This is a genomic window from Salmonella sp. SAL04162 (assembly GCF_046551535.1).
Classification (GTDB): domain Bacteria; phylum Pseudomonadota; class Gammaproteobacteria; order Enterobacterales; family Enterobacteriaceae; genus Salmonella; species Salmonella enterica.
The window spans coordinates 49924-75702 of the sequence record NZ_JBGDVX010000018.1; the positions used below are offsets into that span (position 1 = coordinate 49924).

General features: G+C 52.8%; 24 protein-coding genes. 8 read left to right on the forward strand and 16 right to left on the reverse strand.

The window, feature by feature from the left end; genetic code table 11:
* Nucleotides 1-18: 18 nt before the first annotated feature.
* The 12 genes from atpD to asnC form a co-directional block, all read right to left on the reverse strand.
* Nucleotides 19-1401, reverse strand: a complete 1383-nt coding sequence (gene atpD, locus ACLJRH_RS24160) for a F0F1 ATP synthase subunit beta (protein WP_000190499.1) — start codon at nucleotides 1399-1401, stop codon at nucleotides 19-21.
* Between the two features lie 26 nt (nucleotides 1402-1427).
* Nucleotides 1428-2291: a F0F1 ATP synthase subunit gamma gene (gene atpG / locus ACLJRH_RS24165; RefSeq protein ID WP_000896506.1), complete on the reverse strand. Its 864-nt coding sequence runs from the start codon at nucleotides 2289-2291 to the stop codon at nucleotides 1428-1430.
* A 50-nt stretch (nucleotides 2292-2341) separates the two neighbouring features.
* Nucleotides 2342-3883: a F0F1 ATP synthase subunit alpha gene (gene atpA / locus ACLJRH_RS24170; protein ID WP_001176751.1), complete on the reverse strand. Its 1542-nt coding sequence runs from the start codon at nucleotides 3881-3883 to the stop codon at nucleotides 2342-2344.
* Between the two features lie 12 nt (nucleotides 3884-3895).
* Nucleotides 3896-4429 (reverse strand): F0F1 ATP synthase subunit delta, encoded by a 534-nt coding sequence (atpH, locus tag ACLJRH_RS24175; protein WP_001288957.1) that lies wholly within the window; start codon nucleotides 4427-4429, stop codon nucleotides 3896-3898.
* Nucleotides 4430-4443: 14 nt separating this feature from the next.
* Nucleotides 4444-4914 (reverse strand): F0F1 ATP synthase subunit B, encoded by a 471-nt coding sequence (gene atpF, locus ACLJRH_RS24180; protein ID WP_001052212.1) that lies wholly within the window; start codon nucleotides 4912-4914, stop codon nucleotides 4444-4446.
* A gap of 59 nt (nucleotides 4915-4973) precedes the next feature.
* Entirely contained in the window at nucleotides 4974-5213 is a 240-nt protein-coding gene (gene atpE / locus ACLJRH_RS24185; RefSeq protein WP_000429386.1) for a F0F1 ATP synthase subunit C, read from the reverse strand.
* A gap of 46 nt (nucleotides 5214-5259) precedes the next feature.
* Complete coding sequence (atpB, locus tag ACLJRH_RS24190) at nucleotides 5260-6075, reverse strand: F0F1 ATP synthase subunit A (RefSeq protein WP_000135632.1); 816 nt, start codon at nucleotides 6073-6075, stop codon at nucleotides 5260-5262.
* An 8-nt stretch (nucleotides 6076-6083) separates the two neighbouring features.
* On the reverse strand, nucleotides 6084-6464 hold the full coding sequence (atpI, locus tag ACLJRH_RS24195; protein ID WP_000116685.1) for a F0F1 ATP synthase subunit I: 381 nt from the start codon (nucleotides 6462-6464) through the stop codon (nucleotides 6084-6086).
* A 615-nt stretch (nucleotides 6465-7079) separates the two neighbouring features.
* Nucleotides 7080-7703: a 16S rRNA (guanine(527)-N(7))-methyltransferase RsmG gene (gene rsmG, locus ACLJRH_RS24200; RefSeq protein ID WP_023136905.1), complete on the reverse strand. Its 624-nt coding sequence runs from the start codon at nucleotides 7701-7703 to the stop codon at nucleotides 7080-7082.
* A 102-nt stretch (nucleotides 7704-7805) separates the two neighbouring features.
* Nucleotides 7806-9695 carry a tRNA uridine-5-carboxymethylaminomethyl(34) synthesis enzyme MnmG gene (gene mnmG, locus ACLJRH_RS24205; protein ID WP_000499872.1) on the reverse strand — a complete coding sequence of 630 codons (1890 nt, stop codon included), beginning with the start codon at nucleotides 9693-9695 and terminating at the stop codon, nucleotides 7806-7808.
* 378 nt (nucleotides 9696-10073) lie between these two features.
* Nucleotides 10074-10517 carry an FMN-binding protein MioC gene (gene mioC / locus ACLJRH_RS24210; protein ID WP_001518982.1) on the reverse strand — a complete coding sequence of 148 codons (444 nt, stop codon included), beginning with the start codon at nucleotides 10515-10517 and terminating at the stop codon, nucleotides 10074-10076.
* 89 nt (nucleotides 10518-10606) lie between these two features.
* On the reverse strand, nucleotides 10607-11065 hold the full coding sequence (gene asnC / locus ACLJRH_RS24215; protein WP_000433016.1) for a transcriptional regulator AsnC: 459 nt from the start codon (nucleotides 11063-11065) through the stop codon (nucleotides 10607-10609).
* A gap of 150 nt (nucleotides 11066-11215) precedes the next feature.
* Between asnC and asnA the strand changes: the two genes are divergently transcribed.
* Entirely contained in the window at nucleotides 11216-12208 is a 993-nt protein-coding gene (gene asnA / locus ACLJRH_RS24220) for an aspartate--ammonia ligase (protein ID WP_000845114.1), read from the forward strand.
* Between the two features lie 4 nt (nucleotides 12209-12212).
* Here asnA and viaA read toward each other — a convergent pair whose 3' ends face one another.
* Nucleotides 12213-13664, reverse strand: coding sequence for an ATPase RavA stimulator ViaA (gene viaA, locus ACLJRH_RS24225; RefSeq protein WP_000956585.1), 1452 nt, complete (start codon nucleotides 13662-13664; stop codon nucleotides 12213-12215).
* Nucleotides 13658-15154: an ATPase RavA gene (gene ravA / locus ACLJRH_RS24230; protein WP_000940989.1), complete on the reverse strand. Its 1497-nt coding sequence runs from the start codon at nucleotides 15152-15154 to the stop codon at nucleotides 13658-13660. Before ravA ends, viaA begins: the two co-directional genes overlap by 7 nt.
* A 347-nt stretch (nucleotides 15155-15501) precedes the next feature.
* Here ravA and kup point away from each other — a divergent pair, with 347 nt between their 5' ends.
* From kup to rbsR, 7 genes are all read left to right on the forward strand, one after another.
* Nucleotides 15502-17370 carry a low affinity potassium transporter Kup gene (gene kup, locus ACLJRH_RS24235; RefSeq protein ID WP_000102338.1) on the forward strand — a complete coding sequence of 623 codons (1869 nt, stop codon included), beginning with the start codon at nucleotides 15502-15504 and terminating at the stop codon, nucleotides 17368-17370.
* Nucleotides 17371-17586: 216 nt separating this feature from the next.
* Nucleotides 17587-18006, forward strand: coding sequence for a D-ribose pyranase (gene rbsD, locus ACLJRH_RS24240; protein WP_000715944.1), 420 nt, complete (start codon nucleotides 17587-17589; stop codon nucleotides 18004-18006).
* 7 nt (nucleotides 18007-18013) lie between these two features.
* Entirely contained in the window at nucleotides 18014-19519 is a 1506-nt protein-coding gene (rbsA, locus tag ACLJRH_RS24245) for a ribose ABC transporter ATP-binding protein RbsA (protein WP_000339366.1), read from the forward strand.
* A 5-nt stretch (nucleotides 19520-19524) separates the two neighbouring features.
* Nucleotides 19525-20490 carry a ribose ABC transporter permease gene (rbsC, locus tag ACLJRH_RS24250; protein WP_000211345.1) on the forward strand — a complete coding sequence of 322 codons (966 nt, stop codon included), beginning with the start codon at nucleotides 19525-19527 and terminating at the stop codon, nucleotides 20488-20490.
* A 24-nt stretch (nucleotides 20491-20514) separates the two neighbouring features.
* On the forward strand, nucleotides 20515-21405 hold the full coding sequence (gene rbsB / locus ACLJRH_RS24255) for a ribose ABC transporter substrate-binding protein RbsB (protein WP_001056260.1): 891 nt from the start codon (nucleotides 20515-20517) through the stop codon (nucleotides 21403-21405).
* 132 nt (nucleotides 21406-21537) lie between these two features.
* The gene (gene rbsK / locus ACLJRH_RS24260; RefSeq protein WP_000844724.1) at nucleotides 21538-22467 is read left to right on the forward strand and encodes a ribokinase; all 930 of its coding nucleotides are present in this window, start codon (nucleotides 21538-21540) and stop codon (nucleotides 22465-22467) included.
* Between the two features lie 3 nt (nucleotides 22468-22470).
* The gene (gene rbsR / locus ACLJRH_RS24265; protein WP_000224487.1) at nucleotides 22471-23469 is read left to right on the forward strand and encodes a ribose operon transcriptional repressor RbsR; all 999 of its coding nucleotides are present in this window, start codon (nucleotides 22471-22473) and stop codon (nucleotides 23467-23469) included.
* Here rbsR and mdtD read toward each other — a convergent pair.
* The gene (gene mdtD, locus ACLJRH_RS24270) at nucleotides 23435-24862 is read right to left on the reverse strand and encodes a multidrug transporter subunit MdtD (protein ID WP_000202071.1); all 1428 of its coding nucleotides are present in this window, start codon (nucleotides 24860-24862) and stop codon (nucleotides 23435-23437) included. The genes rbsR and mdtD overlap by 35 nt on opposite strands.
* Nucleotides 24863-24873: 11 nt before the next feature.
* The gene (locus ACLJRH_RS24275) at nucleotides 24874-25578 is read right to left on the reverse strand and encodes a FadR/GntR family transcriptional regulator (protein WP_001131144.1); all 705 of its coding nucleotides are present in this window, start codon (nucleotides 25576-25578) and stop codon (nucleotides 24874-24876) included.
* Nucleotides 25579-25779: the final 201 nt, after the last annotated feature.

Sequence of the window (25779 nt, forward strand, 5' to 3'; positions counted from 1 at the left end):
CACCCTCCGATTAAGGCGTTAAAGTTTTTTGGCTTTTTCCACGGCTTCGTCGATGGAACCGACCATGTAGAACGCCTGCTCCGGCAGGTGATCGTATTCGCCTTCCATAATGCCTTTAAAGCCACGGATGGTGTCTTTCAGGGAAACGTATTTGCCCGGAGAACCGGTAAATACTTCCGCCACGAAGAACGGCTGGGACAGGAAGCGCTGAATTTTACGCGCGCGAGCTACCACCAGTTTATCTTCTTCAGACAGTTCATCCATACCGAGGATGGCGATGATGTCTTTCAGTTCCTGATAACGCTGCAGGATGGACTGAACGCCACGCGCGGTGTCGTAGTGTTCCTGACCAACAACCAGCGGATCCAGCTGACGGCTGGTGGAGTCCAGCGGGTCAACGGCCGGGTAGATACCCAGGGATGCGATCTGACGGCTCAGTACCACGGTTGCATCTAAGTGCGCAAAGGTGGTGGCTGGAGACGGGTCAGTCAAGTCATCCGCCGGTACGTATACCGCCTGTACGGAGGTGATAGAACCGGTTTTGGTGGAGGTGATACGTTCCTGCAGAACGCCCATCTCTTCCGCCAGAGTCGGCTGATAACCTACTGCGGAAGGCATACGGCCCAGCAGTGCGGATACTTCCGTACCGGCCAGGGTGTAACGATAGATGTTATCGACGAACAGCAGTACGTCACGACCTTCGTCACGGAATTTCTCCGCCATGGTCAGGCCGGTCAGTGCAACGCGCAGACGGTTTCCCGGCGGTTCGTTCATCTGGCCATACACCAGGGATACTTTATCGATAACGTTGGAGTCGGTCATTTCGTGGTAGAAGTCGTTACCCTCACGAGTACGTTCACCTACGCCCGCAAACACAGAGTAACCGGAGTGCTCGATCGCGATGTTACGGATAAGCTCCATCATGTTTACGGTTTTACCTACACCCGCACCACCGAACAGACCGACTTTACCGCCCTTCGCGAACGGACACATCAGGTCGATAACTTTGATACCGGTTTCCAGCAGTTCCTGAGAGTTTGACAACTCTTCGTAAGAAGGCGCTGCGCGGTGAATCGCCCAACGCTCTTCTTCGCCGATCTCGCCTTTCATGTCGACCGGTTCGCCCAGGACGTTCATGATACGACCCAGCGTGGCTTTACCTACCGGGACTTCGATCGGGTGTTCGAGATCTTTTACATCCAGACCGCGACGCAGACCGTCAGAAGACCCCATCGCGATGGTACGCACAATACCGCCGCCAAGCTGCTGCTGAACTTCCAGCACCAGCTTCTCATTACCATTCTGCACCTCAAGGGCATCGTACACGCGTGGTACGGCATCCTGAGGGAACTCGACGTCGACCACGGCGCCGATTACCTGGACAATCTTTCCAGTAGCCATCTTAAATCCTCTACGAAATAACCTGGTTAAACCGCGGCGGCCCCCGAGACGATCTCGGTGAGTTCCTGAGTAATGCTGGCCTGACGAGCTTTGTTGTATACCAACTGCAGCTCTTTAATCAGGCTGCCGCCATTATCGGTTGCGGCTTTCATCGCCACCATTCGCGCGGCCTGCTCGCTGGCCAGGTTTTCTACCACGCCCTGATAAACCTGAGACTCCACATAACGACGCAGGAGAGTATCCAGCAGCGCTTTCGGGTCTGGTTCATACAGGTAATCCCAGGCTTTACGCTTCAGATCATCATCTTCTGACGCCGGCAGCGGCAGCAGTTGAGTGATCGTCGGCACCTGAGACATGGTGTTAATAAATTTGTTGCTGACAATGTAAAGCTTGTCCAGACGGCCTTCGTCGTAGGCCTGCAACATCACTTTAACCGGACCGATCAGTTCGGACAGAGAAGGGTTATCCCCCATACCTGTCACCTGAGCGACAACGTTGCCGCCTACGGAATTAAAGAATGACACGCCCTTAGAGCCGATCATTGCGAGTTCGCACTGAACGCCTTTATCGGACCATGCCTTCATATCCGCCAGCAGCTTTTTGAACAGGTTAATGTTCAAGCCACCGCACAAACCACGGTCGGTCGACACTACCAGGTAGCCCACGCGTTTAACGTCGCGCTCTTCCAGGTAGGGGTGCTTATATTCCAGATTACCGTTCGCAAGGTGACCAATCACTTTGCGCATGGTCTCTGCATAAGGACGGCTGGCCGCCATGCGATCCTGCGATTTACGCATTTTGGAAGCGGCGACCATCTCCATCGCTTTAGTGATCTTCTGCGTGTTCTGGACGCTTGCGATCTTACTACGTATCTCTTTTGCGCCGGCCATGAGCTTCTCCTCAATGCCTTACGGCCTGCCCTAAGGCAAGCCGCCAGACGTTACCAGGACTGGGTTGCTTTGAAGGAATCGAGGATGCCTTTCAGCTTGCCTTCGATTTCGTCGTTATAGCCACCGGACTGGTTGATCTCTTGCATCAGCGGAGCGTGATCACGGTCGACGTAAGCCAGCAGTGCGGCTTCGAAGCTACCGATTTTCGCCAGTTCGACATCCGCCAGATAACCACGTTCTGCTGCGAACAGAACCAGAGACTGCTGCGCGACGGACATCGGCGCATACTGTTTCTGTTTCAGCAGTTCGGTCACTTTCTGACCGTGGTCAAGCTGTTTACGGGTGGCATCGTCAAGGTCGGATGCAAACTGAGAGAACGCCGCCAGTTCACGATACTGCGCCAGCGCGGTACGAATACCACCGGACAGTTTTTTCATGATCTTGGTCTGGGCTGCGCCACCTACACGGGATACCGAGATACCCGGGTTAACCGCAGGACGAATACCGGCGTTAAACAGGTTAGATTCCAGGAAGATCTGACCATCGGTAATGGAAATTACGTTGGTCGGAACGAACGCGGAAACGTCACCTGCCTGCGTTTCGATAATCGGCAGCGCGGTCAGAGAGCCGGTTTTCCCTTTCACTTCACCTTTGGTGAAGGCTTCGACGTAGTCGGCGTTAACACGCGCAGCACGCTCCAGCAGACGAGAGTGGAGGTAGAATACGTCGCCCGGGAATGCTTCACGTCCTGGCGGACGACGGAGCAGCAGGGAGATCTGACGGTAAGCAACAGCCTGTTTAGACAGGTCATCGTAAATGATCAGCGCATCTTCGCCGCGGTCGCGGAAGTATTCGCCCATTGCGCAACCGGCATACGGCGCCAGATATTGCAGCGCAGCGGATTCGGACGCGGTTGCCACCACAACAATGGTGTTAGCCAGCGCGCCGTGCTCTTCCAGTTTACGTACCACGTTAGAGATGGTAGACGCTTTCTGGCCGATAGCGACATAGATACATTTGATGCCGGAGTCGCGCTGGTTGATGATGGCGTCGATAGCCAGCGCGGTTTTACCGGTCTGACGGTCACCGATGATCAGTTCACGCTGACCACGACCGATTGGGATCATGGAGTCAACGGCTTTATAACCGGTCTGCACCGGCTGATCGACAGACTGACGATCGATAACGCCCGGCGCAATCGCTTCAACGGCAGAGAAGCCGTCATTATCAACCGGACCTTTACCGTCGATTGGCGCACCCAGGGTGTTTACCACACGTCCCAGCAGGCCGCGGCCAACCGGAACTTCCAGGATACGGCCCGTACATTTAACCTTCATGCCTTCGGCAAGGTCAGCGTATGGACCCATGACTACCGCACCCACGGAGTCGCGCTCCAGGTTCAGTGCGATAGCGTAACGGTTACCCGGCAGGGAGATCATTTCACCCTGCATACAATCGGCCAGGCCGTGAATGCGGATAACACCGTCACTGACAGAAACAATAGTACCTTCGTTGTGAGCTTCGCTCACCACATTGAACTGAGCAATGCGCTGCTTGATCAGTTCGCTGATTTCGGTGGAATTCAGTTGCATGCTCCAGTCCCCTTAAGACTGCAAGACGTCTGCAAGGCGCTCAAGACGGCCGCGTACGCTGCCATCAATGACCATATCACCCGCCCGGATGATAACGCCTGCCATTACAGACTTATCGATTTTGCAATTCAGCTTCACTTTGCGTGACAGACGTTTTTCCATCGCGGCGCTGATTTTCGAAAGCTGCTCTTCACTCAATGCGGTTGCCGACGTAACTTCTACCTCGGAGGTAGCTTCACTGGCGGCACGCAGATGAATAAACTGCTCCAGAACATCCGGGAGCGCGTTCAGACGATTATTTTCAGCCATCACCCGAATCAGGTTCTGACCGTTTTCGTCTAACTGCTCACCGCAGACTGCGATAAACGACTCAGCGAGCGTTTCCGGCGCCAGCGCGCCAGAGAGAAGCTCTGCCATTTGTTCGTTCTTGGTTACCTCGGCGGCAAACGCCAGCATATCCTGCCAGCGCTCTACACTTTGGTGTTCAACGGCAAAGTCAAAAGCTGCTTTGGCGTAGGGGCGAGCTACCGTAACAAATTCAGACATCAGCCCCTCCCTCCTTACAGTTCAGCGACAAGTTTATCCACGATGTCGCTGTTAGCAGCTTCATCCACGGAACGTTCGATGATCTTCTCGGCGCCAGCAACAGCCAGGATAGCAACTTGCTTACGCAGCTCTTCACGGGCGCGTTTACGCTCGGCTTCAATTTCCGCCTGCGCCTGCGCCACGATTTTAGTACGTTCCTGCTCTGCTTCAGTTTTGGCTTCGTCCAGGATCTGAGCGCGGCGTTTGTTTGCCTGCTCGATGATTACCTGAGCTTCCGCTTTCGCTTTTTTCAGCTGGTCGGTCGCGCTGGCCTTTGCAAGGTCAAGATCCTTATGTGCTCGTTCAGCAGAAGCGAGACCGTCAGCAATTTCTTTCTGACGTTTCTCGATGGCTGCCATTAACGGCGGCCATACGTACTTCATGCAAAACCAGACAAAGAGAATAAACGCGATGGCCTGGCCGAGGATTGTTGCGTTAAGATTCACAGCACAATGCCTCTATCTAGTTAACCTTCTGATATTGCTCTTAATTCAAGCAACGCTTACTACGCGACAGCGAACATCACGTACAGACCCAGACCTACAGCGATCATCGGGATAGCATCCACCAGACCCATAACGATAAAGAACTGAGTACGCAGCAGAGGAATCAGATCAGGTTGACGCGCCGCGCCTTCCAGGAATTTACCCCCGAGGATGCCGATACCGATCGCAGCACCGATTGCCGCCAGACCCATCATCACAGCGGCAGCCATGTACAGCAGATCCATATTCAGGTTTTCCATGACAGTCTCCAGTTTGTTTCAGTTAAAACGTAGTAGTGTTGGTAAATTAATGCTCTTCGGACGCCATCGACAGATAGACAATCGTCAGAACCATGAAAATGAAGGCTTGCAGCGTAATAATCAGGATGTGGAAAATGGCCCACGGCACATTCAGAATCCACTGTGACCACCACGGCAACAGACCAGCAATCAGAATGAAAATCAGCTCACCGGCATACATGTTGCCGAACAGTCGCAGACCGAGAGAAACCGGTTTGGACAGCAGACTTACCCCTTCAAGGATTAAGTTGACAGGAATGAACGCCCAGTGATTGAACGGCTGCAGCGTCAACTCTTTAGCGAAGCCGCCGATGCCTTTCATTTTGATGCTGTAGAACAGAATAAGGATGAATACGCCCAGCGCCATCGACAGGGTGATGTTGACGTCAGCAGACGGCACCACGCGCGTTGCCGGCAGACCCAGCCAATGCTCAGCGATATACGGCAGCAGGTCGATAGGCAGTAAGTCCATCAGGTTCATAAGGAATACCCAGACGAAAATCGTCAGGGCCAGCGGCGCAATCAGCTTGCTTTTGCCATGGTACATGTCTTTGACGCTGCCATGCACAAAGCCGACTATCAGCTCAATCGCGGTCTGAAACTTGCCTGGCACGCCGCTGGTCGCTTTTTTAGCAACGCTACGGAACATCACCAGAAACAACAGACCCAGCACCACCGAGAAGAACATGGAGTCAATATTGAGCGTCCAGAAGGTGGCTGGGGGGTTCTGCGGATCCACCAGCGAGAAAGTACGCAGGTCCAGCTGAAGGTTATTCAGATGGTGTCCTATGTATTCCTGCGGCGTCATATTTTCTGAAGCCATGATGCCTTTTACCCTTTGTTGTTAATTACAGCCGGCGCCAGTATCTGAACCACCAGCACCAAAACCCACGTAACGATCAGCGGCAAAAACACCGCCTTTAAAACCGCCAACGCCACCACCAGTAAAACCAGCATCGCTAACACCTTGAAGGCTTCACCGAAGGCGAAAGTCCAGGACACGCGGCCCTTAGCAGGTGTATGCGCCTGGTGACGCCAGGCAAATATCATAAACAACATATTAGGCAGTGCCACTGCCAATCCCCCACATACTGCGGAGATGCCCCAGAAGGGGTCTTTGAGGCAAAACAGCAATCCACTTGCTATTACCGCCAGAAACTGAATGAACAGAAGCTTACGAGCAACGTTTCGACTCACGAGCGACACAGACATCACGTTTTTACTCCTGCTCACTTCGAGGTATGCCGCGTGTCGTATAAAACGTTCTTTAAGACTTAGAGTCAAGCATCAAAAAGCGGTCAAATTATACGGTGCGCCCCCGTGATTTCAAACAATAAGTAGCCAAAAGGTGAATAAATGTTTAAATATTTTTCTCTGGCCCGCATTTTTAACTTTTAACCAAAGTGTGAACGATCGTACAAAACTGCAAATAGCGCGAAAACACTGGCGATAAAGCGTGCACCAGATCACACATTAAACATATTCATGCTTACGCAATTCATTTACGTGTCAATTCATGCCTTTTCATCTTTTTGATATTTAAGCGTAAAACCAGGTACTGTTTTAAAAATACCAGCTTACACCTTAAAAACGCCCCATTGACATTTATAATAAAAATTTAACAAGCAAAAGTGATTTTTCGATTCGATTTTTAGCAGACTGATATTTACAAAGTTGATTACTCTCTGTTTTAACAAAAGAAGCGACGTTGTCATGTTGAAACGAAACCGTAAATCCAGAGTTAAATGTAACAACGCTGAAATGCGTTATACCTGTCGATTTTTAACACAAGCCGCGTCGTTTTTTTTCTATTTTTTTTGATAAAAATTAAACTTTGTTTGACTTAATAATCACCAGATGCCGCTCGCCTTCCAGTTGCGGAACGCGTAATTTTTCAACAGATTCGACGCTAAAATTGTCAGGTAGTGAGGCAATTTCATCTCCTGGCAATTGCCCTTTTAAGGCATAAAAACGCCCTTTCTCTCCCGGCAGATGGTGACACCAGCTCACCATATCATTCAACGATGCGAAAGCGCGGCTGATAACGCCATCAAACGGCGGTTCGGAAGGATAGGCTTCAACGCGGCTTTGAACCGGCGTGAGGTTTTCCAGTTTCAGTTCGTGCTGGACCTGACGCAGAAAACGTACCCGCTTGCCCAGGCTGTCGAGTAAGGTGAAATGCGCGTCAGGGAGAACAATAGCCAGCGGGATGCCCGGCAGCCCCGGTCCTGTTCCTACATCGATAAAACGCTGTCCCTGAAGATACGGCGCAACGACTATGCTGTCGAGAATATGGCGTACCAACATTTCGTTGGGATCCCGCACTGACGTCAGGTTGTATGCTTTGTTCCATTTATGCAGCATATCAACGTAGGCGACCAGCAGCGTTTTCTGGTGATCGGTAAGAGAAATACCGGCATCAGCCAGCAGACGAGAGAGTTTGTTGAGCACGGTCATTACCTGTTAATAATCAAATGCCCGATGCGCTTTCGCTTATCGGGCCTACAAATTTGTAGGGCGGGCAAGCGAAGCGCCCCCGCCAAATTAGTGTTATCAAGCGCTACGACGCAGCATACCTTGTTTTTTCAGCCATACCAGCAGAATGGAGATTGCCGCTGGCGTAACGCCGGAGATACGCGATGCCTGACCGATAGACGCCGGTTTATGATCGTTCAGCTTGGCGATAACTTCGTTCGACAGACCGGAAACCTGACGATAATCCAGCGTGGCAGGCAGCAACGTATTCTCGTTACGTAGTTGTTTTTCAATCTCATCCTGCTGGCGAGCGATATACCCTTCGTATTTGACCTGGATTTCCACCTGCTCAGCGGCTTGCTCATCTTCAAGCGCAGGCGCGAATGCGGCAAGCGAAGTGAGCTGCGCGTAGGTCATTTCCGGACGACGCAACAGATCTTCGCCGCTGGCCTCACGGGAGAGAGGCGTGGTCAAATGCGCATTCACTTCATCGGCGGATTCCGCAGACGGCGTTACCCATGTCGATTTCAGCCGCTGACGTTCGCGTTCGATATTTTCCAGCTTCTCGTTGAATCGCGCCCAGCGTTCATCATCCACCAGACCCAGCTCGCGGCCCATTTCGGTCAGACGCAGATCGGCGTTGTCCTCACGCAGCATCAGGCGATATTCGGCGCGGGAGGTAAACATGCGATACGGCTCTTTGGTGCCCAGCGTACAGAGATCGTCCACCAGCACGCCGAGATAAGCCTGAGAACGCGCAGGCGCCCAGCCCTCTTTGTCGGCGGAAAGACGCGCGGCATTCAGACCAGCGAGCAAGCCCTGCGCCGCAGCCTCTTCATAGCCGGTAGTACCGTTGATTTGACCAGCAAAGAACAGGCCGTGAATAAATTTACTTTCCAGAGTCGGTTTCAGATCGCGCGGGTCGAAGAAATCATACTCAATCGCGTAACCAGGGCGAACGATCTTCGCGTTCTCCATGCCCTGCATGGAACGGACAATCTGCATCTGCACGTCAAACGGCAGGCTGGTGGAGATACCGTTAGGGTAAATCTCGTTAGAGGTCAGTCCTTCCGGCTCAAGGAAGATCTGATGCTGGTTACGATCGGCAAAACGCATCACTTTGTCTTCGATCGAAGGACAGTAGCGTGGGCCGATCCCTTCGATCACGCCAGCGTACATTGGGCTACGATCGAGGTTATTACGAATCACATCATGGGTTTTCTCATTGGTATGCGTGATGTAACACGGCACCTGTTGCGGATGCTGAGAAGCATTCCCCATAAACGAGAAAACCGGCATCGGGTTATCGCCATGCTGTTGAGCCAACACGCTGAAATCGATAGTACGCGCATCAATACGCGGCGGTGTGCCGGTTTTCAGGCGACTGACGCGTAGCGGAAGCTCACGCAGACGGCGAGATAGCGGGATGGATGGCGGATCGCCAGCACGACCGCCGCTGTAGTTATCCAGACCAATATGAATTTTGCCGTCCAGGAAGGTTCCGACGGTCAGCACCACCGCTTTCGCGCGGAATTTGAGCCCCATTTGGGTCACGGCGCCGACAACGCGATCGTTTTCGACAATCAGATCTTCAACCGCTTGCTGGAAGATCATCAGGTTCGGCTGGTTCTCCAGCGCGGTACGCACCGCCTGGCGATATAAGACTCGATCCGCCTGAGCCCGGGTAGCGCGAACGGCCGGACCTTTGCTGGCGTTTAGTATCCTAAACTGAATACCTGCCTGATCGATCGCTTTCGCCATCAGACCGCCGAGCGCATCCACCTCTTTTACCAGATGTCCCTTTCCAATACCGCCGATCGCCGGGTTGCAGCTCATCTGCCCCAACGTGTCAATATTGTGTGTCAAAAGCAGAGTCTGTTGACCCATACGCGCTGCGGCCATCGCGGCCTCAGTGCCTGCATGACCCCCGCCAATAATAATGACGTCAAAAGGATCCTGATAAAACATGGTAATTGCCTCGCATAACGCGGTGTGAAAATGGATTGAAGCCCGGGCGGTGGATTCTACTCAACTTTAGCCGATGGAGAAAGCCCCGGGATCCGGGCTATTAAAAAGAAGATCTTTTTATTTAGAGATCTGTTCTATTGTGATCTCTTATTAGGATCGCTCCAGGCTGTGGATAACCCGGATCCTGTAATAAAGATCAATGCGTTGGAAAGGATCACTAGCTGTGAATGATCGGTGATCGTGGCCCGTATAAGCTGGGATCAAAACGGGTACTTATACACAACTCAAAAAGTGAACAACGGTTATTCTTTGGATAACTACCGGTTGATCCAAGCTTTCCACCAGATTTATCCACAATGGATCGCACGATCTTTACACTTATTTGAGTAAATTAATCCAGGATCCGAGCCAAATCTCCGCTGGATCTTCCGGAATCTCATGTTCAAGGATGTTGATCTTCAGTGTTTCCCCAACCTGTTTTGCGCCAGCGTCTTTCAGTTCCGCTTCTATTTTCTCAATCGCGCCGCAAAACGTGTCGTATTCTCGACTACCAATGCCAATTGCGCCGAAACGTACCGCGGAAAGATCGGGTTTCTGCGTCTGAAGGTCTTCATAGAAAGGGGTCAGGTTGTCGGGAATGTCTCCGGCACCGTGCGTTGAGCTGATTATCAGCCAGATCCCGGAAGTTGACAGATCCTCTAATAACGGACCGTGCACCGTTTCGGTTGAAAAACCGGCAGCTTCCAGCTTTTCCGCCAGATGTTCCGCGACGTATTCGGCGCCGCCCAGGGTGCTGCCGCTGATAAGAGTAATGTCTGCCATTGATCGCTCGCTCAGGTAAAGAGGCTGCATTGTACTCTGTGAACGAGCTGGGATCTACCTGTGGAAAAATGTGGGATTAAAAAAGCCGATCATGGCTTGATGGTGCGCATGATCGGGTTCTGCAAGACGATCAGTGTCTCAGTGGACTGAATTTCATCAATTGTTTGGATCTTGTTGATAAGTACGTGCTGAAGCGCGTCGATTGATTTGCACATCACTTTTATAAAGATGCTGTAGTGACCGGTGGTGTAATACGCTTCCGTCACCTCATCCAGGCTTTCCAGCCGGGCCAGTGCGGAGGGATAGTCTTTGGCGCTTTTGAGGATGATGCCAATAAAGCAGCCCACATCGTAGCCCAGTTGTTTAGGGCTGACGTCAATCCGTGCGCCCGTAATGATCCCGGCCTGCTTCATTTTCTCGACGCGAACGTGAATGGTTCCAGGGCTAACGCCAAATTGTTTGGCCAGTTCGGCGTAGGCGGTGCGGGCATTTTCCATTAAGGCGTCAAGTATGCCGCGGTCCAGATTGTCGATCTGATAATTTTCCATCGCTTTTTCTTATGCAGATTAATGATTATCTCTATTTTAGCCATTATTTTTAACGAATCAAAACCGAAGTTAGCTTTTTATCTGTTGATTATTGAATAGTGCTCTCGTTTTGTTGCTTAATCATAGGCAACAGGACGCAGGAGTAAAAAAATGAAAACCGCTTACATTGCCAAACAACGTCAAATTAGCTTCGTGAAATCACATTTCTCTCGCCAGCTGGAGGAGCGTCTGGGTCTGATTGAGGTCCAGGCGCCGATCCTGAGTCGCGTAGGGGATGGTACGCAGGATAATTTGTCCGGCTGTGAAAAAGCGGTGCAGGTAAAAGTGAAAGCGTTGCCTGACGCCCAGTTCGAAGTGGTGCATTCACTGGCGAAGTGGAAACGTCAAACCCTGGGGCAACATGACTTCAGCGCGGGCGAAGGGCTGTACACGCACATGAAAGCCCTTCGCCCCGATGAAGACCGACTCTCTCCGCTCCACTCGGTCTATGTGGATCAGTGGGACTGGGAGCGTGTCATGGGCGATGGCGAGCGCCAATTTTCCACCCTGAAAAGCACAGTAGAGGCTATATGGGCAGGAATTAAAGCTACCGAAGCCGCGGTCAGTAAAGAGTTTGGTCTGGCGCCGTTCCTGCCGGATCAGATCCATTTTGTTCACAGTCAGGAACTGCTGGCGCGTTTCCCGGATCTGGATGCGAAAGGGCGCGAACGCGCGATCGCCAAAGAACTTGGCGCCGTTTTCCTGGTGGGGATCGGCGGTAAACTGAGCGATGGCCACCGCCATGATGTACGTGCGCCGGATTATGATGACTGGAGCTCCGCATCTGAGCTGGGCTACGCCGGTCTGAACGGCGATATCCTGGTGTGGAACCCGGTGCTGGAAGATGCGTTTGAGCTTTCCTCTATGGGTATCCGCGTAGATGCCGATACGCTGATGCGCCAGCTGGCGTTGACCGGTGATGAAGATCGCCTGCAACTGGAGTGGCATCAGGCGCTGCTGCGCGGCGAAATGCCGCAGACCATCGGCGGCGGGATTGGGCAGTCGCGTCTGACGATGTTGCTGCTGCAATTGCCGCATATTGGTCAGGTACAGTGCGGCGTATGGCCCGCTCAGGTTCGCGAAAGCATTCCTGCTATTTTATAAGCCTTTAGCGCCGCCAGCGTCTCAGCAGGCGGCTTCGCATCCCGGTGTCAAAGCGCCAGATATGATCGAAAATGCGCATGATGCCGGGTTTGCCGTGTGCCGACATCGCCACCGCATGGAATCGATGCTGGTGAAGACGCTGCAACTCTCCCACTTTGCTCACCACGTCATCCGGCAAGCGCTGGGCGATAAAATCCGAAATGACCACCGCATCGGCATCAAACCATTCCCGTCCCTGCATTCTTTCAATAATGGCGCGAAAACAGCTGGCGATATCCGTGCCGCCGCGAAAACGTTGACTTAAAAAGCGGATGGCCTGCTCGATACCTTCCGGGCCGGAGAGTTCATAGCGCACAACGTCAGTGGAAAACAGCATAATAAAGCAGCGGCGGTTATCCGCCAGCGCAACGCGCATCAACGCCAGGCAGAACGCTTTTGCGCACTGCTCGTTAAATCCCCCCATCGAGCCTGAAGTATCGACGCAGACAATAAACGGTCCGCGCGGCTGCTCGTCGACATCCTGGTGTACTACCGGCCGTTCGGTCACTTTCTCACGCCACGCTTCGCCATGCAGGCGATAGGTGAGGAGCTGTTTTTCCACTAACCGGCGGTAAAATTCATATTCCAGCTCGGTGATGCCGAGCGTCGCCAGCTCTGGCGGCAACAGGCGCAGAATATCATCGCCTTGCTGAATACCGTCAACCTGCTCCGGCACCGTAGCGGGTTCGCGTACCAGTGTACGAAAGGTTTCCATCGGCGCGTCTTTTTTCGGTACCGATTTGGCTTCCCGCGAACGTCCCAGTTGTTCCGCCAGTTGCATTAGCTCCGGCTGGGCGGCGAGAAATTCGCCGTATTTTACAATCAGTTGATAATCACCACGTTTAAGCTGGCCCGCGCTCATATCCCACAGGCGGCCTGCGGCATTATCATTTTCCGCCAGCGTCGGTTCCAGTTGCCCGCTCAGCGTCATCCGTTCCTGGACGTCACTCAGCAACTGCTCGCGCTCTTCTTCCAGTAGTTGTTGGTTTAACGTGGTGGCCTGCACGACCAGACTTAACCGCCAGCGTTGCAAAAAAAGCGTGTGTAGCGCAGGGGTAAAGGTACTGTTGCTCTCCGTCAACTGCTTCGCCTGCGCGGCATACGGTGAATGCAGGCGGTGAAGCAACGCCAGTATTTGCGGCAGTTGCACGATGAACTGTGGGGTAGAGAGAAGTTGGCTTTGCTGATAACACATGACCTCTTCCATGAGTTCCGGCGGAACGCGTGCGTCTTTAAGACGGCTGCGTAGCGCTTCCCGCCAGCGCGGGAGATCGGCGGTCACGGCGTTTTTTAAACGCGGAAACTTTTCAAAGAAAATGACCAGCTGTGGGGAAGCCAGTAGCGCAAGGATCATCTCTTCGACCATTCCCTCTTCGCTGACGGCCAGCATGGTATTTAGCGTATCCAGCGTCAGCATTGTTGCGCCTGACGGATCTGTTCTCCTACATCCTGCAGGCTGGCCTCAATGCGCCCTAACCAGTCGCTGTGAATAAACAGGCAATGTTGCTGCTCGCTGAAGCGGGTATGTTGCTGGCGCCATTCGTTTTCTAACGTTTCCAGCTGCTGTTTGATCTCCGCAGGCATACTGTCTTCAGCCGCTCCCGGTAACGCCAGACGGGTACCTTGTAGACTGATGTCGCGCACCACCAAATGTTGAGCGTTATCGACTTCCATATTCAGCGTTTGGGCAAAGCCGATCCCGTTCAGTTTGCCGCGGATCTCGCCGCCTTTGGTCAGCCAAAGTTCCAGCGCGCTGCGGTCAAAGGTAATATGGATCACTTCCATATCATGCAGTTTTAGCGGTTTTTGTAGCAATAACGTCAACGTTGACGCGCTGGCTTCCGGCGGTAAAGTGTAATGCGGGCGGCGGCTGAACATACCGCCTTCTTTAATGACGGTGAAAGCGGTTTTATCGCTTTGCTGTTGCTGCAACTGGAGGCGACGCTGGACGATACCGCCGAGGCGAGTCAGCATGGCCTGCTGCTGCCAGGCGTGTCCGGTCATCAATATTTCCAGTTGCTGTTGCATGAGATTCAGACTCTGCGCGTCATACCACAAGCAATCTTTTAGCAGGATAAGGTCAATCGGCGCAACCGCGTCGCGTCCGCTAAAGAAGGCGCTCGCCTGTAACAGGCGGATGGCTTTCTTCCAGCGACGGTCGGAGACATAAGGCGCATTCGGCAAATTATCCAGCTGTTGGCGCAGAGTAAATATCAGCTCAAAGACCGGATCTGGCAGTGAAATCGCGCCGATATCTTTTTGCCACTGTTGATATTCTTCGTCGCTAACCTGTAACGAGGCGGGGACCGGGTTATCGCTCTCATCCTGCTGACTAACCAGCATGGAGCGGAAATTGGCTTTATCCTGAACTTTATCCAGCCACAGGCGAATCAACATTCGGTCGTACAAGGCTTCCAGGCTGCTGTCCGCTTCGGGCAGTTCGTTAGAGGCCGCCACCAGCAGCCGCATCGGAATTTTTTCCTCAAACGCGCCGTTGCGGAAATGGCGTTCGTTAATGGCGGTCAGCAATGTGTTCAGGATAGCGGGCCCGGCTTTCCAGATTTCATCCAGAAAAACGATTTCGGCTTCGGGAAGGTAGCCGGTCGTTAAGCGTTCATAGCGACCTTCATCTTTCAGCGCCTGAATAGAGAGCGGTCCAAAAACCTCTTCCGGCGTGGAAAAGCGTGTCATCAGATATTCAAAAGCGCGGGCGCGCTGGAAAGCAAACTTCAGGCGGCGGGCAATCAGACTCTTGGCGATACCGGGCGGGCCCAACAAAAAGACGCTTTCACCGCTTAACGCCGCCAGTAGGCACAGGCGTATGGCGTGACTACGTTCATACAGCCCCTTCTCAAGGGCGCTGCTCAGACGGGAAATTCTTTCCGCTAATAAATGTGGGTGAGCCATAATAAAGAGGCGTCCTTTCGACAAATGGATCATGCTAATTGCGAGTATAGACGTTTCACCACCGGGGCTATAATCGTCTGATGCGCTGTTTATTTTTCTTTGAGCCAGGTTAATCTGGCTTCATTTAGGGGTACGATTTTATGATTAATCGTGCATACTGTGCGCTTTTTTGTGGGCCAAGGGACTAAGCACACATTTCATATCTATACACTCATTCATTCAAACTACATCAAGGCGGCAAAGGAGTGAATCCCCTGGCACTGACTTAAACGTGTGACTGGGGTAAGCGAATGCAGCCGACAAGGAGGTAGCGTGAAGGGTGACGTGTATAAACGAAAGATGAGTCTATGAGCACTGATAATAAGCAATCGTTGCCTGCGATTACCCTCGCAGCTATTGGGGTTGTCTACGGTGATATTGGTACCAGCCCGCTTTATACGCTTCGTGAATGTTTGTCCGGTCAGTTTGGTTTTGGCGTTGAACGAGATGCCGTGTTTGGTTTTCTGTCGCTGATCTTCTGGCTACTCATCTTTGTGGTTTCCATCAAATATCTCACCTTCGTGATGCGCGCCGATAACGCGGGTGAAGGTGGAATTTTGACGCTGATGTCGCTTGCCGGGCGTAATACCTCGGCGCGCACTACATCCATGTTAGTTATCATGGGACTGATAGGCGGCAGCTTTTTCTATGGCGAAGTGGTCATTACGCCGGCGATTTCGGTGATGTCGGCGATTGAAGGCCTGGAGATTGTCGCGCCGCAGCTGGATACCTGGATTGTCCCGCTCTCCATTATTGTGCTGACTCTGTTGTTTATGATTCAGAAGCACGGTACGGGAATGGTAGGGAAACTCTTTGCGCCGATTATGCTGACCTGGTTTTTAATCCTGGCGGTACTTGGCCTGCGCAGTATTATCGCCAATCCCGAAGTGTTACATGCGCTGAATCCTGTCTGGGCGGTACGTTTTTTCCTTGAATATAAAACCGTATCATTTATTGCGTTGGGCGCGGTGGTGCTGTCGATTACCGGCGTAGAGGCGTTGTACGCCGATATGGGACACTTCGGTAAGTTCCCGATTCGCCTGGCGTGGTTTACCGTGGTACTGCCGTCGTTAGTACTGAACTACTTTGGTCAGGGCGCATTGCTACTAAAGCATCCGGAAGCGATTAAAAATCCCTTCTTCCTGTTGGCGCCGGACTGGGCGTTAATTCCGCTGCTGATTCTGGCCGCGCTGGCGACGGTGATCGCCTCCCAGGCGGTCATTTCCGGCGTCTTTTCGCTGACGCGTCAGGCCGTGCGTCTTGGCTATTTGTCGCCAATGCGCATTATCCATACCTCCGAGATGGAGTCCGGTCAGATCTATATCCCTTTCGTTAACTGGCTGCTTTATTTCGCGGTCGTGGTTGTTATTGTTAGCTTTGAGCACTCCAGCAACCTGGCGGCGGCCTATGGTATCGCCGTGACCGGCACGATGGTGCTGACGTCTATTCTTTCTACGACCGTGGCGCGTAAGAACTGGCACTGGAACAAATATTTTGTCGCGCTGATCCTCATCGCGTTCCTGTGCGTGGATATCCCGCTGTTCTCGGCTAACCTCGACAAATTGTTGTCCGGTGGTTGGCTGCCGCTGAGCCTGGGCCTGATCATGTTCACGATCATGACCACCTGGAAGAGCGAGCGTTTCCGCCTGTTGCGTCGTATGCATGAACACGGTAATTCGCTGGAAGCGATGATTGCTTCACTGGAGAAGTCACCGCCGGTTCGGGTACCGGGTACTGCCGTATACATGTCGCGCGCGCTCAGTGTGATCCCTTTTGCTTTATTGCATAACCTGAAGCACAACAAAGTGTTGCATGAGCGCGTAATCTTACTGACGTTGCGTACGGAAGATGCGCCTTATGTGCATAACGTTCGCCGGGTGCAGATTGAGCAGTTGTCTCCGACATTCTGGCGCGTGGTGGCCAGCTACGGCTGGCGCGAAACGCCAAACGTTGAAGAGGTGTTCCACCGCTGCGGTCTGGAAGGGCTTAGCTGTCGGATGATGGAAACGTCGTTCTTTATGTCGCACGAGTCGTTGATTGTCGGCAAACGCCCGTGGTATTTGCGTCTGCGCGGCAAGCTGTATTTGTTGCTGCAACGTAACGCTCTGCGCGCGCCGGATCAGTTCGAGATCCCGCCTAACCGCGTGATTGAGTTAGGAACGCAGGTCGAGATTTAACCTCCCGTCACCATGCCGGGGGCCGCGTTGGCTTACCCGGCCTGGCCAATCCGTAGATTCCCACAAGATAATCGCCATCGGGCGATTATCTTCACCTGATTTCCGCTAGCGAAACGTTTCGACGGCGATCACAATTCTGTTACGTCATGATGGTTTTATGAACACATCCAGGGTTACACTGCGGCCAGCGAAACGTTTCGCTAGTGGAGCAGAAAAATGAAGAAAGGCACCGTACTCAACTCTGAAATCTCGTCGGTCATTTCCCGTCTGGGGCATACTGATACTCTGGTGGTCTGTGATGCGGGTTTACCTATCCCGAATAGCACCGCGCGTATCGATATGGCACTAACCCAGGGCGTACCTTCTTTTATGCAGGTGGTGGATGTTGTGACCCGGGAAATGCAGGTTGAGGCGGCGATTCTTGCAACGGAAATCAAACAACAGAATCCGCAGCTCCACGAAACGTTGCTCACTCACCTTGAGCAACTGCAGCAACACCAGGGAAACACCATAAAAATTAGTTATACGACACACGAACAATTCAAAAAATTGACTGCAGACAGTCAGGCGGTGATTCGCAGCGGGGAGTGTTCCCCGTATGCGAACGTCATTCTTTGCGCTGGCGTCACTTTCTGAGGCCGCTATGGACGCATTACTGCAACTCAAAGGGATCGATAAAGCGTTCCCCGGCGTGAAGGCTCTCTCCGGCGCTGCGTTAAACGTTTATCCTGGCCGCGTTATGGCGCTGGTGGGGGAAAACGGCGCCGGAAAATCCACCATGATGAAAGTATTAACCGGCATCTATACGCGAGATGCGGGATCGTTGTTATGGCTGGGTAAAGAGACCACCTTTAACGGGCCTAAATCGTCTCAGGAAGCCGGGATCGGCATTATTCATCAGGAACTGAACCTGATCCCGCAGTTGACCATTGCGGAAAATATCTTCCTGGGCCGTGAATTTGTGAATCGCTTTGGCAAAATCGACTGGAAAAAGATGTATGCCGAAGCCGACCAGCTCTTAGCCAAACTCAATCTGCGCTTTAAGAGCGATAAGCTGGTGGGCGAACTCTCTATCGGCGATCAGCAAATGGTGGAAATCGCCAAAGTGCTGAGCTTCGAATCCAAAGTCATCATTATGGATGAACCGACCGATGCGCTGACCGACACTGAAACCGACTCTCTGTTCCGCGTTATCCGCGAATTAAAATCGCAGGGGCGCGGCATTGTCTATATCTCTCACCGTATGAAAGAGATTTTCGAAATTTGCGATGACGTGACGGTCTTCCGCGATGGGCAATTTATCGCCGAGCGTGAAGTGGCCACGTTGACCGAAGATTCTCTTATCGAAATGATGGTGGGACGTAAGCTGGAAGATCAGTACCCGCATCTGGATAACGCGCCGGGTGAGATTCGCCTCAAGGTCGATAATCTGTGCGGACCGGGCGTGAATGATGTCTCTTTTGTGCTGCGAAAAGGCGAGATTCTTGGCATTTCCGGCCTGATGGGCGCCGGTCGCACCGAGCTGATGAAAGTATTGTACGGCGCGATGCCGCGAACCAGCGGTTACGTGACGCTTGATGGACACGAAGTGGTGACGCGTTCTCCGCAGGACGGGCTGGCCAATGGCATCGTTTATATCTCTGAAGACCGTAAGCGCGATGGACTGGTGCTCGGCATGTCAGTTAAAGAGAATATGTCGCTGACGGCGCTGGACTATTTCAGCCGCGCTGGCGGAAGCCTGAAACACAAAGATGAGCAACAGGCGGTGGGGGATTTTATCCGTCTGTTCAACGTCAAGACACCGTCAATGGAACAGGCGATAGGCCTGCTTTCTGGCGGTAATCAGCAAAAAGTGGCGATTGCCCGCGGGTTGATGACGCGCCCGAAAGTGCTCATTCTCGACGAGCCGACCCGCGGCGTGGACGTCGGCGCCAAGAAAGAGATTTACCAGCTTATCAACCAGTTTAAGGCCGACGGCCTGAGCATCATTCTGGTCTCATCTGAGATGCCAGAAGTATTAGGCATGAGCGATCGCATCATCGTCATGCATGAAGGGCATCTCAGCGGTGAATTTACTCGCGAGCAGGCCACCCAGGAAGTGTTAATGGCTGCCGCAGTGGGCAAGCTTAATCGCGTGAATCAGGAGTAAAAAAGATGACAACCCAGGCTGTTTCTGGTCGCCGTTATTTCACTAAAGCGTGGCTTCTTGAGCAGAAGTCGCTCATTGCCCTGCTGGTGTTGATCGCGATTGTTTCGACGTTGAGCCCCAACTTTTTTACCGTTAATAATCTGTTCAATATTCTTCAACAGACCTCCGTCAACGCCATTATGGCGGTAGGGATGACGTTGGTGATTCTGACATCGGGGATCGATCTGTCCGTCGGTTCCCTGCTGGCGCTCACCGGCGCGGTTGCCGCTTCAATCGTCGGCGTTGAAGTGAATGCGCTGGTCGCGGTTGCCGCCGCGCTGGCACTGGGCGCTGCGATTGGCGCCGTTACTGGCGTTATCGTCGCGAAAGGCCGCGTACAGGCGTTTATCGCTACGCTGGTGATGATGCTGCTACTGCGCGGCGTGACGATGGTTTACACCGACGGTAGCCCGGTCAACACCGGCTTTACCGATAACGCCGATCTGTTTGGCTGGTTCGGTATCGGCCGTCCGCTGGGCGTTCCTACGCCGGTCTGGATCATGGCTATCGTCTTTATCGCCGCCTGGTATATGCTGCATCACACCCGTCTGGGACGCTATATCTACGCGCTGGGCGGTAACGAAGCGGCGACGCGTCTGTCTGGCATTAGCGTGAGCAAAGTGAAAATTATCGTCTATTCACTTTGCGGCCTGACAGCATCGCTGGCGGGCATCATTGAAGTGGCGCGCCTCTCTTCCGCGCAGCCGACGGCGGGTACCGGCTATGAGCTGGATGCTATTGCCGCCGTGGTGCTGGGCGGCACCAGCCTTGCTGGCGGTAAAGGACGCATTGTTGGGACATTGATCGGCGCATTGATTCTCGGCTTCCTTAATAATGGTTTGAATTTGTTAGGTGTTTCCTCCTATTACCAGATGATCGTCAAAGCGGTGGTGATTTTGCTGGCGGTACTGGTAGACAACAAAAAGCAGTAACAACGACTACAGGACATCTGAAATATGAACATGAAAAAACTGGCTACCCTGGTATCTGCTGTTGCGCTGAGCGCCACCGTGAGCGCGAATGCAATGGCGAAAGACACCATTGCGCTGGTGATCTCTACCCTCAATAACCCCTTCTTCGTGTCGTTAAAAGACGGGGCGCAAAAAGAGGCGGATAAACTGGGTTATAACCTGGTGGTGCTGGACTCCCAGAACAACCCTGCCAAAGAGCTGGCGAACGTGCAGGATTTAACCGTTCGCGGGACCAAAATTCTGCTGATCAACCCGACTGACTCCGATGCGGTGGGTAACGCGGTGAAGATGGCGAACCAGGCGAAGATTCCGGTTATCACGCTTGACCGCCAGGCAACCAAAGGCGATGTCGTCAGCCATATCGCGTCTGATAACGTGCTGGGCGGTAAGATCGCTGGCGACTATATCGCGAAAAAAGCTGGCGAAGGCGCTAAAGTGATTGAGTTGCAAGGCATTGCCGGAACATCTGCGGCGCGTGAGCGTGGCGAAGGTTTCCAGCAGGCGGTAGCCGCTCACAAATTTAATGTCCTGGCCAGCCAGCCTGCCGATTTCGACCGTACTAAGGGTCTGAACGTCATGCAGAACCTGCTGACCGCGCATCCGGATGTTCAGGCTGTCTTCGCCCAGAACGATGAAATGGCGCTGGGCGCACTGCGCGCGCTGCAAACTGCCGGTAAAGCAGATGTGATGGTGGTTGGATTTGACGGTACGCCGGATGGCGAAAAGGCCGTAAAAGATGGCAAACTGGCAGCGACTATCGCTCAGTTACCGGATCAAATCGGCGCCAAAGGCGTTGAGGTGGCGGATAAGGTGCTGAAAGGCGAAAAAGTTCAGGCCAAATATCCGGTTGACCTGAAACTGGTCATCAAGCAGTAATAAACGACACGGGTCAACTATGGCCTGATGGCGACAGAAATACGCGAGCCTCCGCTGAGGTGAACGTAAAAAAAGAAAAGCAGGGCACGCGCCACCCTAACCGGTGGCGCACTTTGACGTGGAACCCCGAATATGAAAACCGCAGGTAATCTCATCGTCCTTGGCAGCATTAATGCCGATCATATCCTTAATCTTGAGTCCTTCCCTACCCCGGGTGAAACGGTAACCGGTAGCCATTATCAGGTCGCGTTTGGCGGGAAAGGCGCGAATCAGGCGGTTGCTGCGGGACGTAGCGGGGCAAATATTGCGTTTATCGCCTGCACGGGCGATGACGATATTGGCGACAGTATTCGTAAACAATTAGTCAGCGATCGTATTGATATCGCGCCAGTTAGCGTCATTAAAGGCGAGTCTACCGGGGTGGCGCTGATTTTCGTTAATGGCGAAGGCGAGAACGTCATCGGTATTCATGCCGGAGCGAATGCCGCGTTATCGCCGGCGTTGGTTGATGCGCAACGTGAACGTATCGCGCAGGCGGATGCGTTACTGATGCAGCTGGAATCGCCGCTGGACAGCGTACTGGCGGCGGCGAAAATCGCCCATCAACATCATACTACTGTTGCGCTTAACCCGGCGCCTGCCCGTGAGCTACCGGATGAACTGCTGGCGCTGGTGGACATCATCACGCCAAATGAAACGGAAGCTGAAAAGCTGACGGGCGTGCGTGTGGAAAATGACGACGATGCCGCGAAAGCTGCGCAGGTTTTGCATGATAAAGGCATTCGAACCGTATTAATTACCTTAGGAAGCCGTGGCGTCTGGGCCAGCGTAAACGGCGAGGGCCGCCGCGTTCCTGGATTTAGCGTTGAGGCTGTCGATACCATTGCCGCCGGAGATACGTTTAACGGCGCCTTTATCACCGCGATACTGGAGGAGACGCCGTTGCCGGAAGCGATTCGCTTTGCCCATGCCGCCGCCGCGATTGCCGTAACGCGTAAAGGCGCTCAACCTTCCGTTCCGTGGCGCGAAGAGATAGAAGCGTTTTTACATCAGCAGGGGTAACGCTTGGCTACTATGAAAGATGTTGCCCGCCTGGCGGGAGTCTCTACATCGACGGTCTCTCACGTTATTAACAAAGATCGCTTTGTGAGTGAGACGATAACCGAAAAAGTTGAAGCGGCGATTAAATCACTTAACTATGCGCCTTCCGCGCTGGCGCGAAGCCTCAAGTTAAACCAGACCCGCACGATTGGTATGCTAATTACCGCCAGTACCAACCCTTTTTATTCCGAACTGGTGCGCGGCGTTGAGCGAAGCTGTTTTGAGCGCGGTTATAGTCTGGTGCTGTGCAATACCGAAGGCGACGAGCAACGGATGAACCGTAACCTGGAGACGCTGATGCAAAAACGGGTAGACGGTTTACTGCTGCTGTGTACCGAAACGCATCAGCCTTCTCGTGAAATCATGGAGCGTTATCCGTCTATTCCTACCGTCATGATGGACTGGTCGCCGTTTGATGGTGAGGGCGATAGCGATCTCATTCAGGATAATTCGTTGTTAGGCGGCGATCTTGCCACCCAACACCTTATCGATAAAGGATTTACCCGAATAGCCTGTATTACCGGCCCGCTGGACAAAACGCCAGCGCGTTTGCGGCTGGAAGGGTATCGGGCGGCGATGAAACGCGCAGGGCTGGCTATTCCGCAAGGCTATGAGATCACCGGCGATTTTGAATTTGGCGGCGGCTTTGACGCCATGCAGGCGTTACTCGCCCATCAACAGCGACCGCAAGCGGTTTTTACCGGAAACGATGCGATGGCTGTCGGCGCCTATCAGGCGCTATATCAGGCGGGGCTTCGTATCCCGCAAGATATGGCAGTCATTGGCTATGATGATATTGAGCTGGCGCGCTATATGACGCCGCCGCTGACGACTATCCATCAGCCGAAAGATGAATTGGGCGAGCTGGCTATTGATGTGTTGATTCATCGGATGGCGCAGCCCGCCTTGCAACAACAGCGACTTCAGCTTACTCCGGTTTTGACGGTGCGTGGGTCGGTTTAGATTTATGCCGTTCTTTAATCAGATTGTTGCCGTCTTTGGCTCTTAGCAGCATAAACATCAGCGCGGACACGATAGTGATCGCCCCCATCGTGATAAAGGTATAGTGGAACTGTTCCACGGTACTGGTGCCCGCAAAACCTTCATAAATACGTAACACCGCCGCGCTGATCGCCACGCCTAAACTGATAGACAATTGCTGCGTAACCGCCAGAACGCTGTTGCCGCTGCTGGCGTTATCGTCCGTCAGATCCGCAAGAGTAATTGTATTCATTGCCGTAAATTGAGTGGACATCGCCATTCCAAGAATGAATAGCGGCAGTACGAGCATCCAGATCGGCATGGCGGGAGATTGAAACGAAAACTGGGCAATCATCAGACCGATAAATACCGTAATGCCGACCAGAGTCTTCCGGTATCCCAAACGTCGCAAAACCTGCGTTACGGTCGATTTCGCGATAATAGAACCCAAAGCTGTCGGCGCCATCATGCAGCCGGCGATCAGAGCCGGGTAGCCAAAACCAACCTGTAGCATTAACGGCATCAAAAAAGGTACGCAGCCTGTCCCCAGACGCGTGGCGAGGTTGCCGGCAATACCGACGGAAAATGTGCGTGTCTTAAACAGCGATAGTGATATTAACGGTGTCGGATGACGGCGGGCGTGGCGGATATAGGCCAATAGTAGAACGATACTGCAAAAAATAATGGCGGATGCGATCCATGTCGCCACAATCTTTTCGCCAAACAGTTCCATTCCGCTGGAAAATAAAACCAGACTTAACCCAAAAAGAAAGAAGCCGGTCATGTCAAACTTGCGACGCGGCGTGGTGAAGTTGGGCATATATTTGCGGGCATACAGAATGCCTGCAACACCAATGGGAATATTAATCAGGAAGATCCAGTGCCAGCTTGCCCAGGTCACCAGTACGCCGCCTAATACCGGCCCCAGAATCGGACCTACCAGCCCCGGCATAGTGACAAAGTTAAGAACAGGCAGCAGCTCACTACGCGGATAGGCTCGCAATAACGCCAGCCGCGCCACTGGCATCATCATCGCTCCGCCGACGCCTTGTACGACGCGAAAAATAACCAATTCAGATAGTGAACTGGAGAGCGCGCAGGCCAGCGAGCCTAACGTAAACAGACTTACGGCAACCATAAAGACGCGACGCGTACCGAAGCGGTCAGCCAGCCAGCCGCTTACCGGAATTAACATAGCTACTGTTAGGGTATAACTGATAATAGCGGACTGCATGGCGAGTGGTGAACGGTTAAGACTATGCGCAATAGCCGGTAAAGCGGTATTCAAAATGGTGGCGTCTAGCGCCTGCATAAAGAAGGCCATCGCCGCGATCCACGGCAGGCCAGCCATACTGCGCGCTTTTTTGCTGGTCATTCAATATCCTGTTAATTATCTGGTCTTTCATTGGGCGCTATTAACAACGCCTGGCAGGCCTGGAAAGCGCGTTCGCCGTCGCCATCAGCGATGGCATCAACAATGGCCTGGTGCAAATCCAGCTTTACCACCTCGTTATAGGTGATTGAGGTAAAGTAAGTGTGATAAACCGAATGAAATAGCGTCGCAAAAGAGATTAGAAAGGGATTGGCGCTCATTTCGTAGATATGCTCGTGCCATGCCATATCCACTTCAATCCATCGTTCACGCTTAAAATGCTTTTTCAGCGCGACCATCTCTTCCATTAAGGCATTAAGCCGCGCTTTCTGCTCCGGTGTGCCAAGAGTCGCCGCCAGCAGGCAGGCTTGCGGCTCCAGGCTAATACGCATCACCAGAAAATGATCTACCACCTGATGAAAATTTTCTTCCGTCATCCACCAGGTCAGCAGCTCTTGATCCAGAAAGTTCCAGTTTCCCTGCGGCATCACCCGCGTACCAATGCGCGGACGGGGTAGCACCATACCTTTAGCCGTCAACGTTTTCACCGCTTCGCGAACTGCCGTTCGACTTACGCCGTACTGCTCGCCCAGTTCTATTTCGCCGGGAAGAATCGTACCGGGGGCGTAGTCACCCTTTAATATCCGCTGCGCCAGCTTTTCAGCCAGAACATAGGATAGATTTTTCTGTGCGGCTAATTGTTGTGCGCTTAAAGGCATGAATGTTCTTCCTTTCTCTTTCGTTTGGTTATTAGTATGCCACCTGGAAGTGTGATTGCAGTTGCAATAACGGCAATTTGCTTATTTTATGGCACGTTAAGCACGCCGTTGATGAAAAAAGAGACACTCAGAAAATTATTTTAAATTTCCTCTTGTCAGGCAGAAATAACTCCCTATAATGCGCCACCACTGACACGGAAC

Bases quoted from the DNA above. Each gene is read 5' to 3' on its own strand.
- ACLJRH_RS24275 (WP_001131144.1), bottom strand. From the start codon at position 25,578: ATGCCTTTAAGCGCACAACAATTAGCCGCACAGAAAAATCTATCCTAT.
- viaA (WP_000956585.1), bottom strand. From the start codon at position 13,664: ATGCTGACGCTGGATACGCTAAATACCATGCTGGCCGTCAGCGAAGAG.
- atpA (WP_001176751.1), bottom strand. From the start codon at position 3,883: ATGCAACTGAATTCCACCGAAATCAGCGAACTGATCAAGCAGCGCATT.
- rbsB (WP_001056260.1), top strand. From the start codon at position 20,515: ATGAACATGAAAAAACTGGCTACCCTGGTATCTGCTGTTGCGCTGAGC.
- mioC (WP_001518982.1), bottom strand. From the start codon at position 10,517: ATGGCAGACATTACTCTTATCAGCGGCAGCACCCTGGGCGGCGCCGAA.
- kup (WP_000102338.1), top strand. From the start codon at position 15,502: ATGAGCACTGATAATAAGCAATCGTTGCCTGCGATTACCCTCGCAGCT.
- mnmG (WP_000499872.1), bottom strand. From the start codon at position 9,695: ATGTTTTATCAGGATCCTTTTGACGTCATTATTATTGGCGGGGGTCAT.
- rbsK (WP_000844724.1), top strand. From the start codon at position 21,538: ATGAAAACCGCAGGTAATCTCATCGTCCTTGGCAGCATTAATGCCGAT.
- atpB (WP_000135632.1), bottom strand. From the start codon at position 6,075: ATGGCTTCAGAAAATATGACGCCGCAGGAATACATAGGACACCATCTG.
- asnC (WP_000433016.1), bottom strand. From the start codon at position 11,065: ATGGAAAATTATCAGATCGACAATCTGGACCGCGGCATACTTGACGCC.
- atpE (WP_000429386.1), bottom strand. From the start codon at position 5,213: ATGGAAAACCTGAATATGGATCTGCTGTACATGGCTGCCGCTGTGATG.
- atpI (WP_000116685.1), bottom strand. From the start codon at position 6,464: ATGTCTGTGTCGCTCGTGAGTCGAAACGTTGCTCGTAAGCTTCTGTTC.
- rbsA (WP_000339366.1), top strand. From the start codon at position 18,014: ATGGACGCATTACTGCAACTCAAAGGGATCGATAAAGCGTTCCCCGGC.
- rbsC (WP_000211345.1), top strand. From the start codon at position 19,525: ATGACAACCCAGGCTGTTTCTGGTCGCCGTTATTTCACTAAAGCGTGG.
- mdtD (WP_000202071.1), bottom strand. From the start codon at position 24,862: ATGACCAGCAAAAAAGCGCGCAGTATGGCTGGCCTGCCGTGGATCGCG.
- rbsD (WP_000715944.1), top strand. From the start codon at position 17,587: ATGAAGAAAGGCACCGTACTCAACTCTGAAATCTCGTCGGTCATTTCC.
- atpH (WP_001288957.1), bottom strand. From the start codon at position 4,429: ATGTCTGAATTTGTTACGGTAGCTCGCCCCTACGCCAAAGCAGCTTTT.
- ravA (WP_000940989.1), bottom strand. From the start codon at position 15,154: ATGGCTCACCCACATTTATTAGCGGAAAGAATTTCCCGTCTGAGCAGC.
- atpG (WP_000896506.1), bottom strand. From the start codon at position 2,291: ATGGCCGGCGCAAAAGAGATACGTAGTAAGATCGCAAGCGTCCAGAAC.
- asnA (WP_000845114.1), top strand. From the start codon at position 11,216: ATGAAAACCGCTTACATTGCCAAACAACGTCAAATTAGCTTCGTGAAA.
- atpD (WP_000190499.1), bottom strand. From the start codon at position 1,401: ATGGCTACTGGAAAGATTGTCCAGGTAATCGGCGCCGTGGTCGACGTC.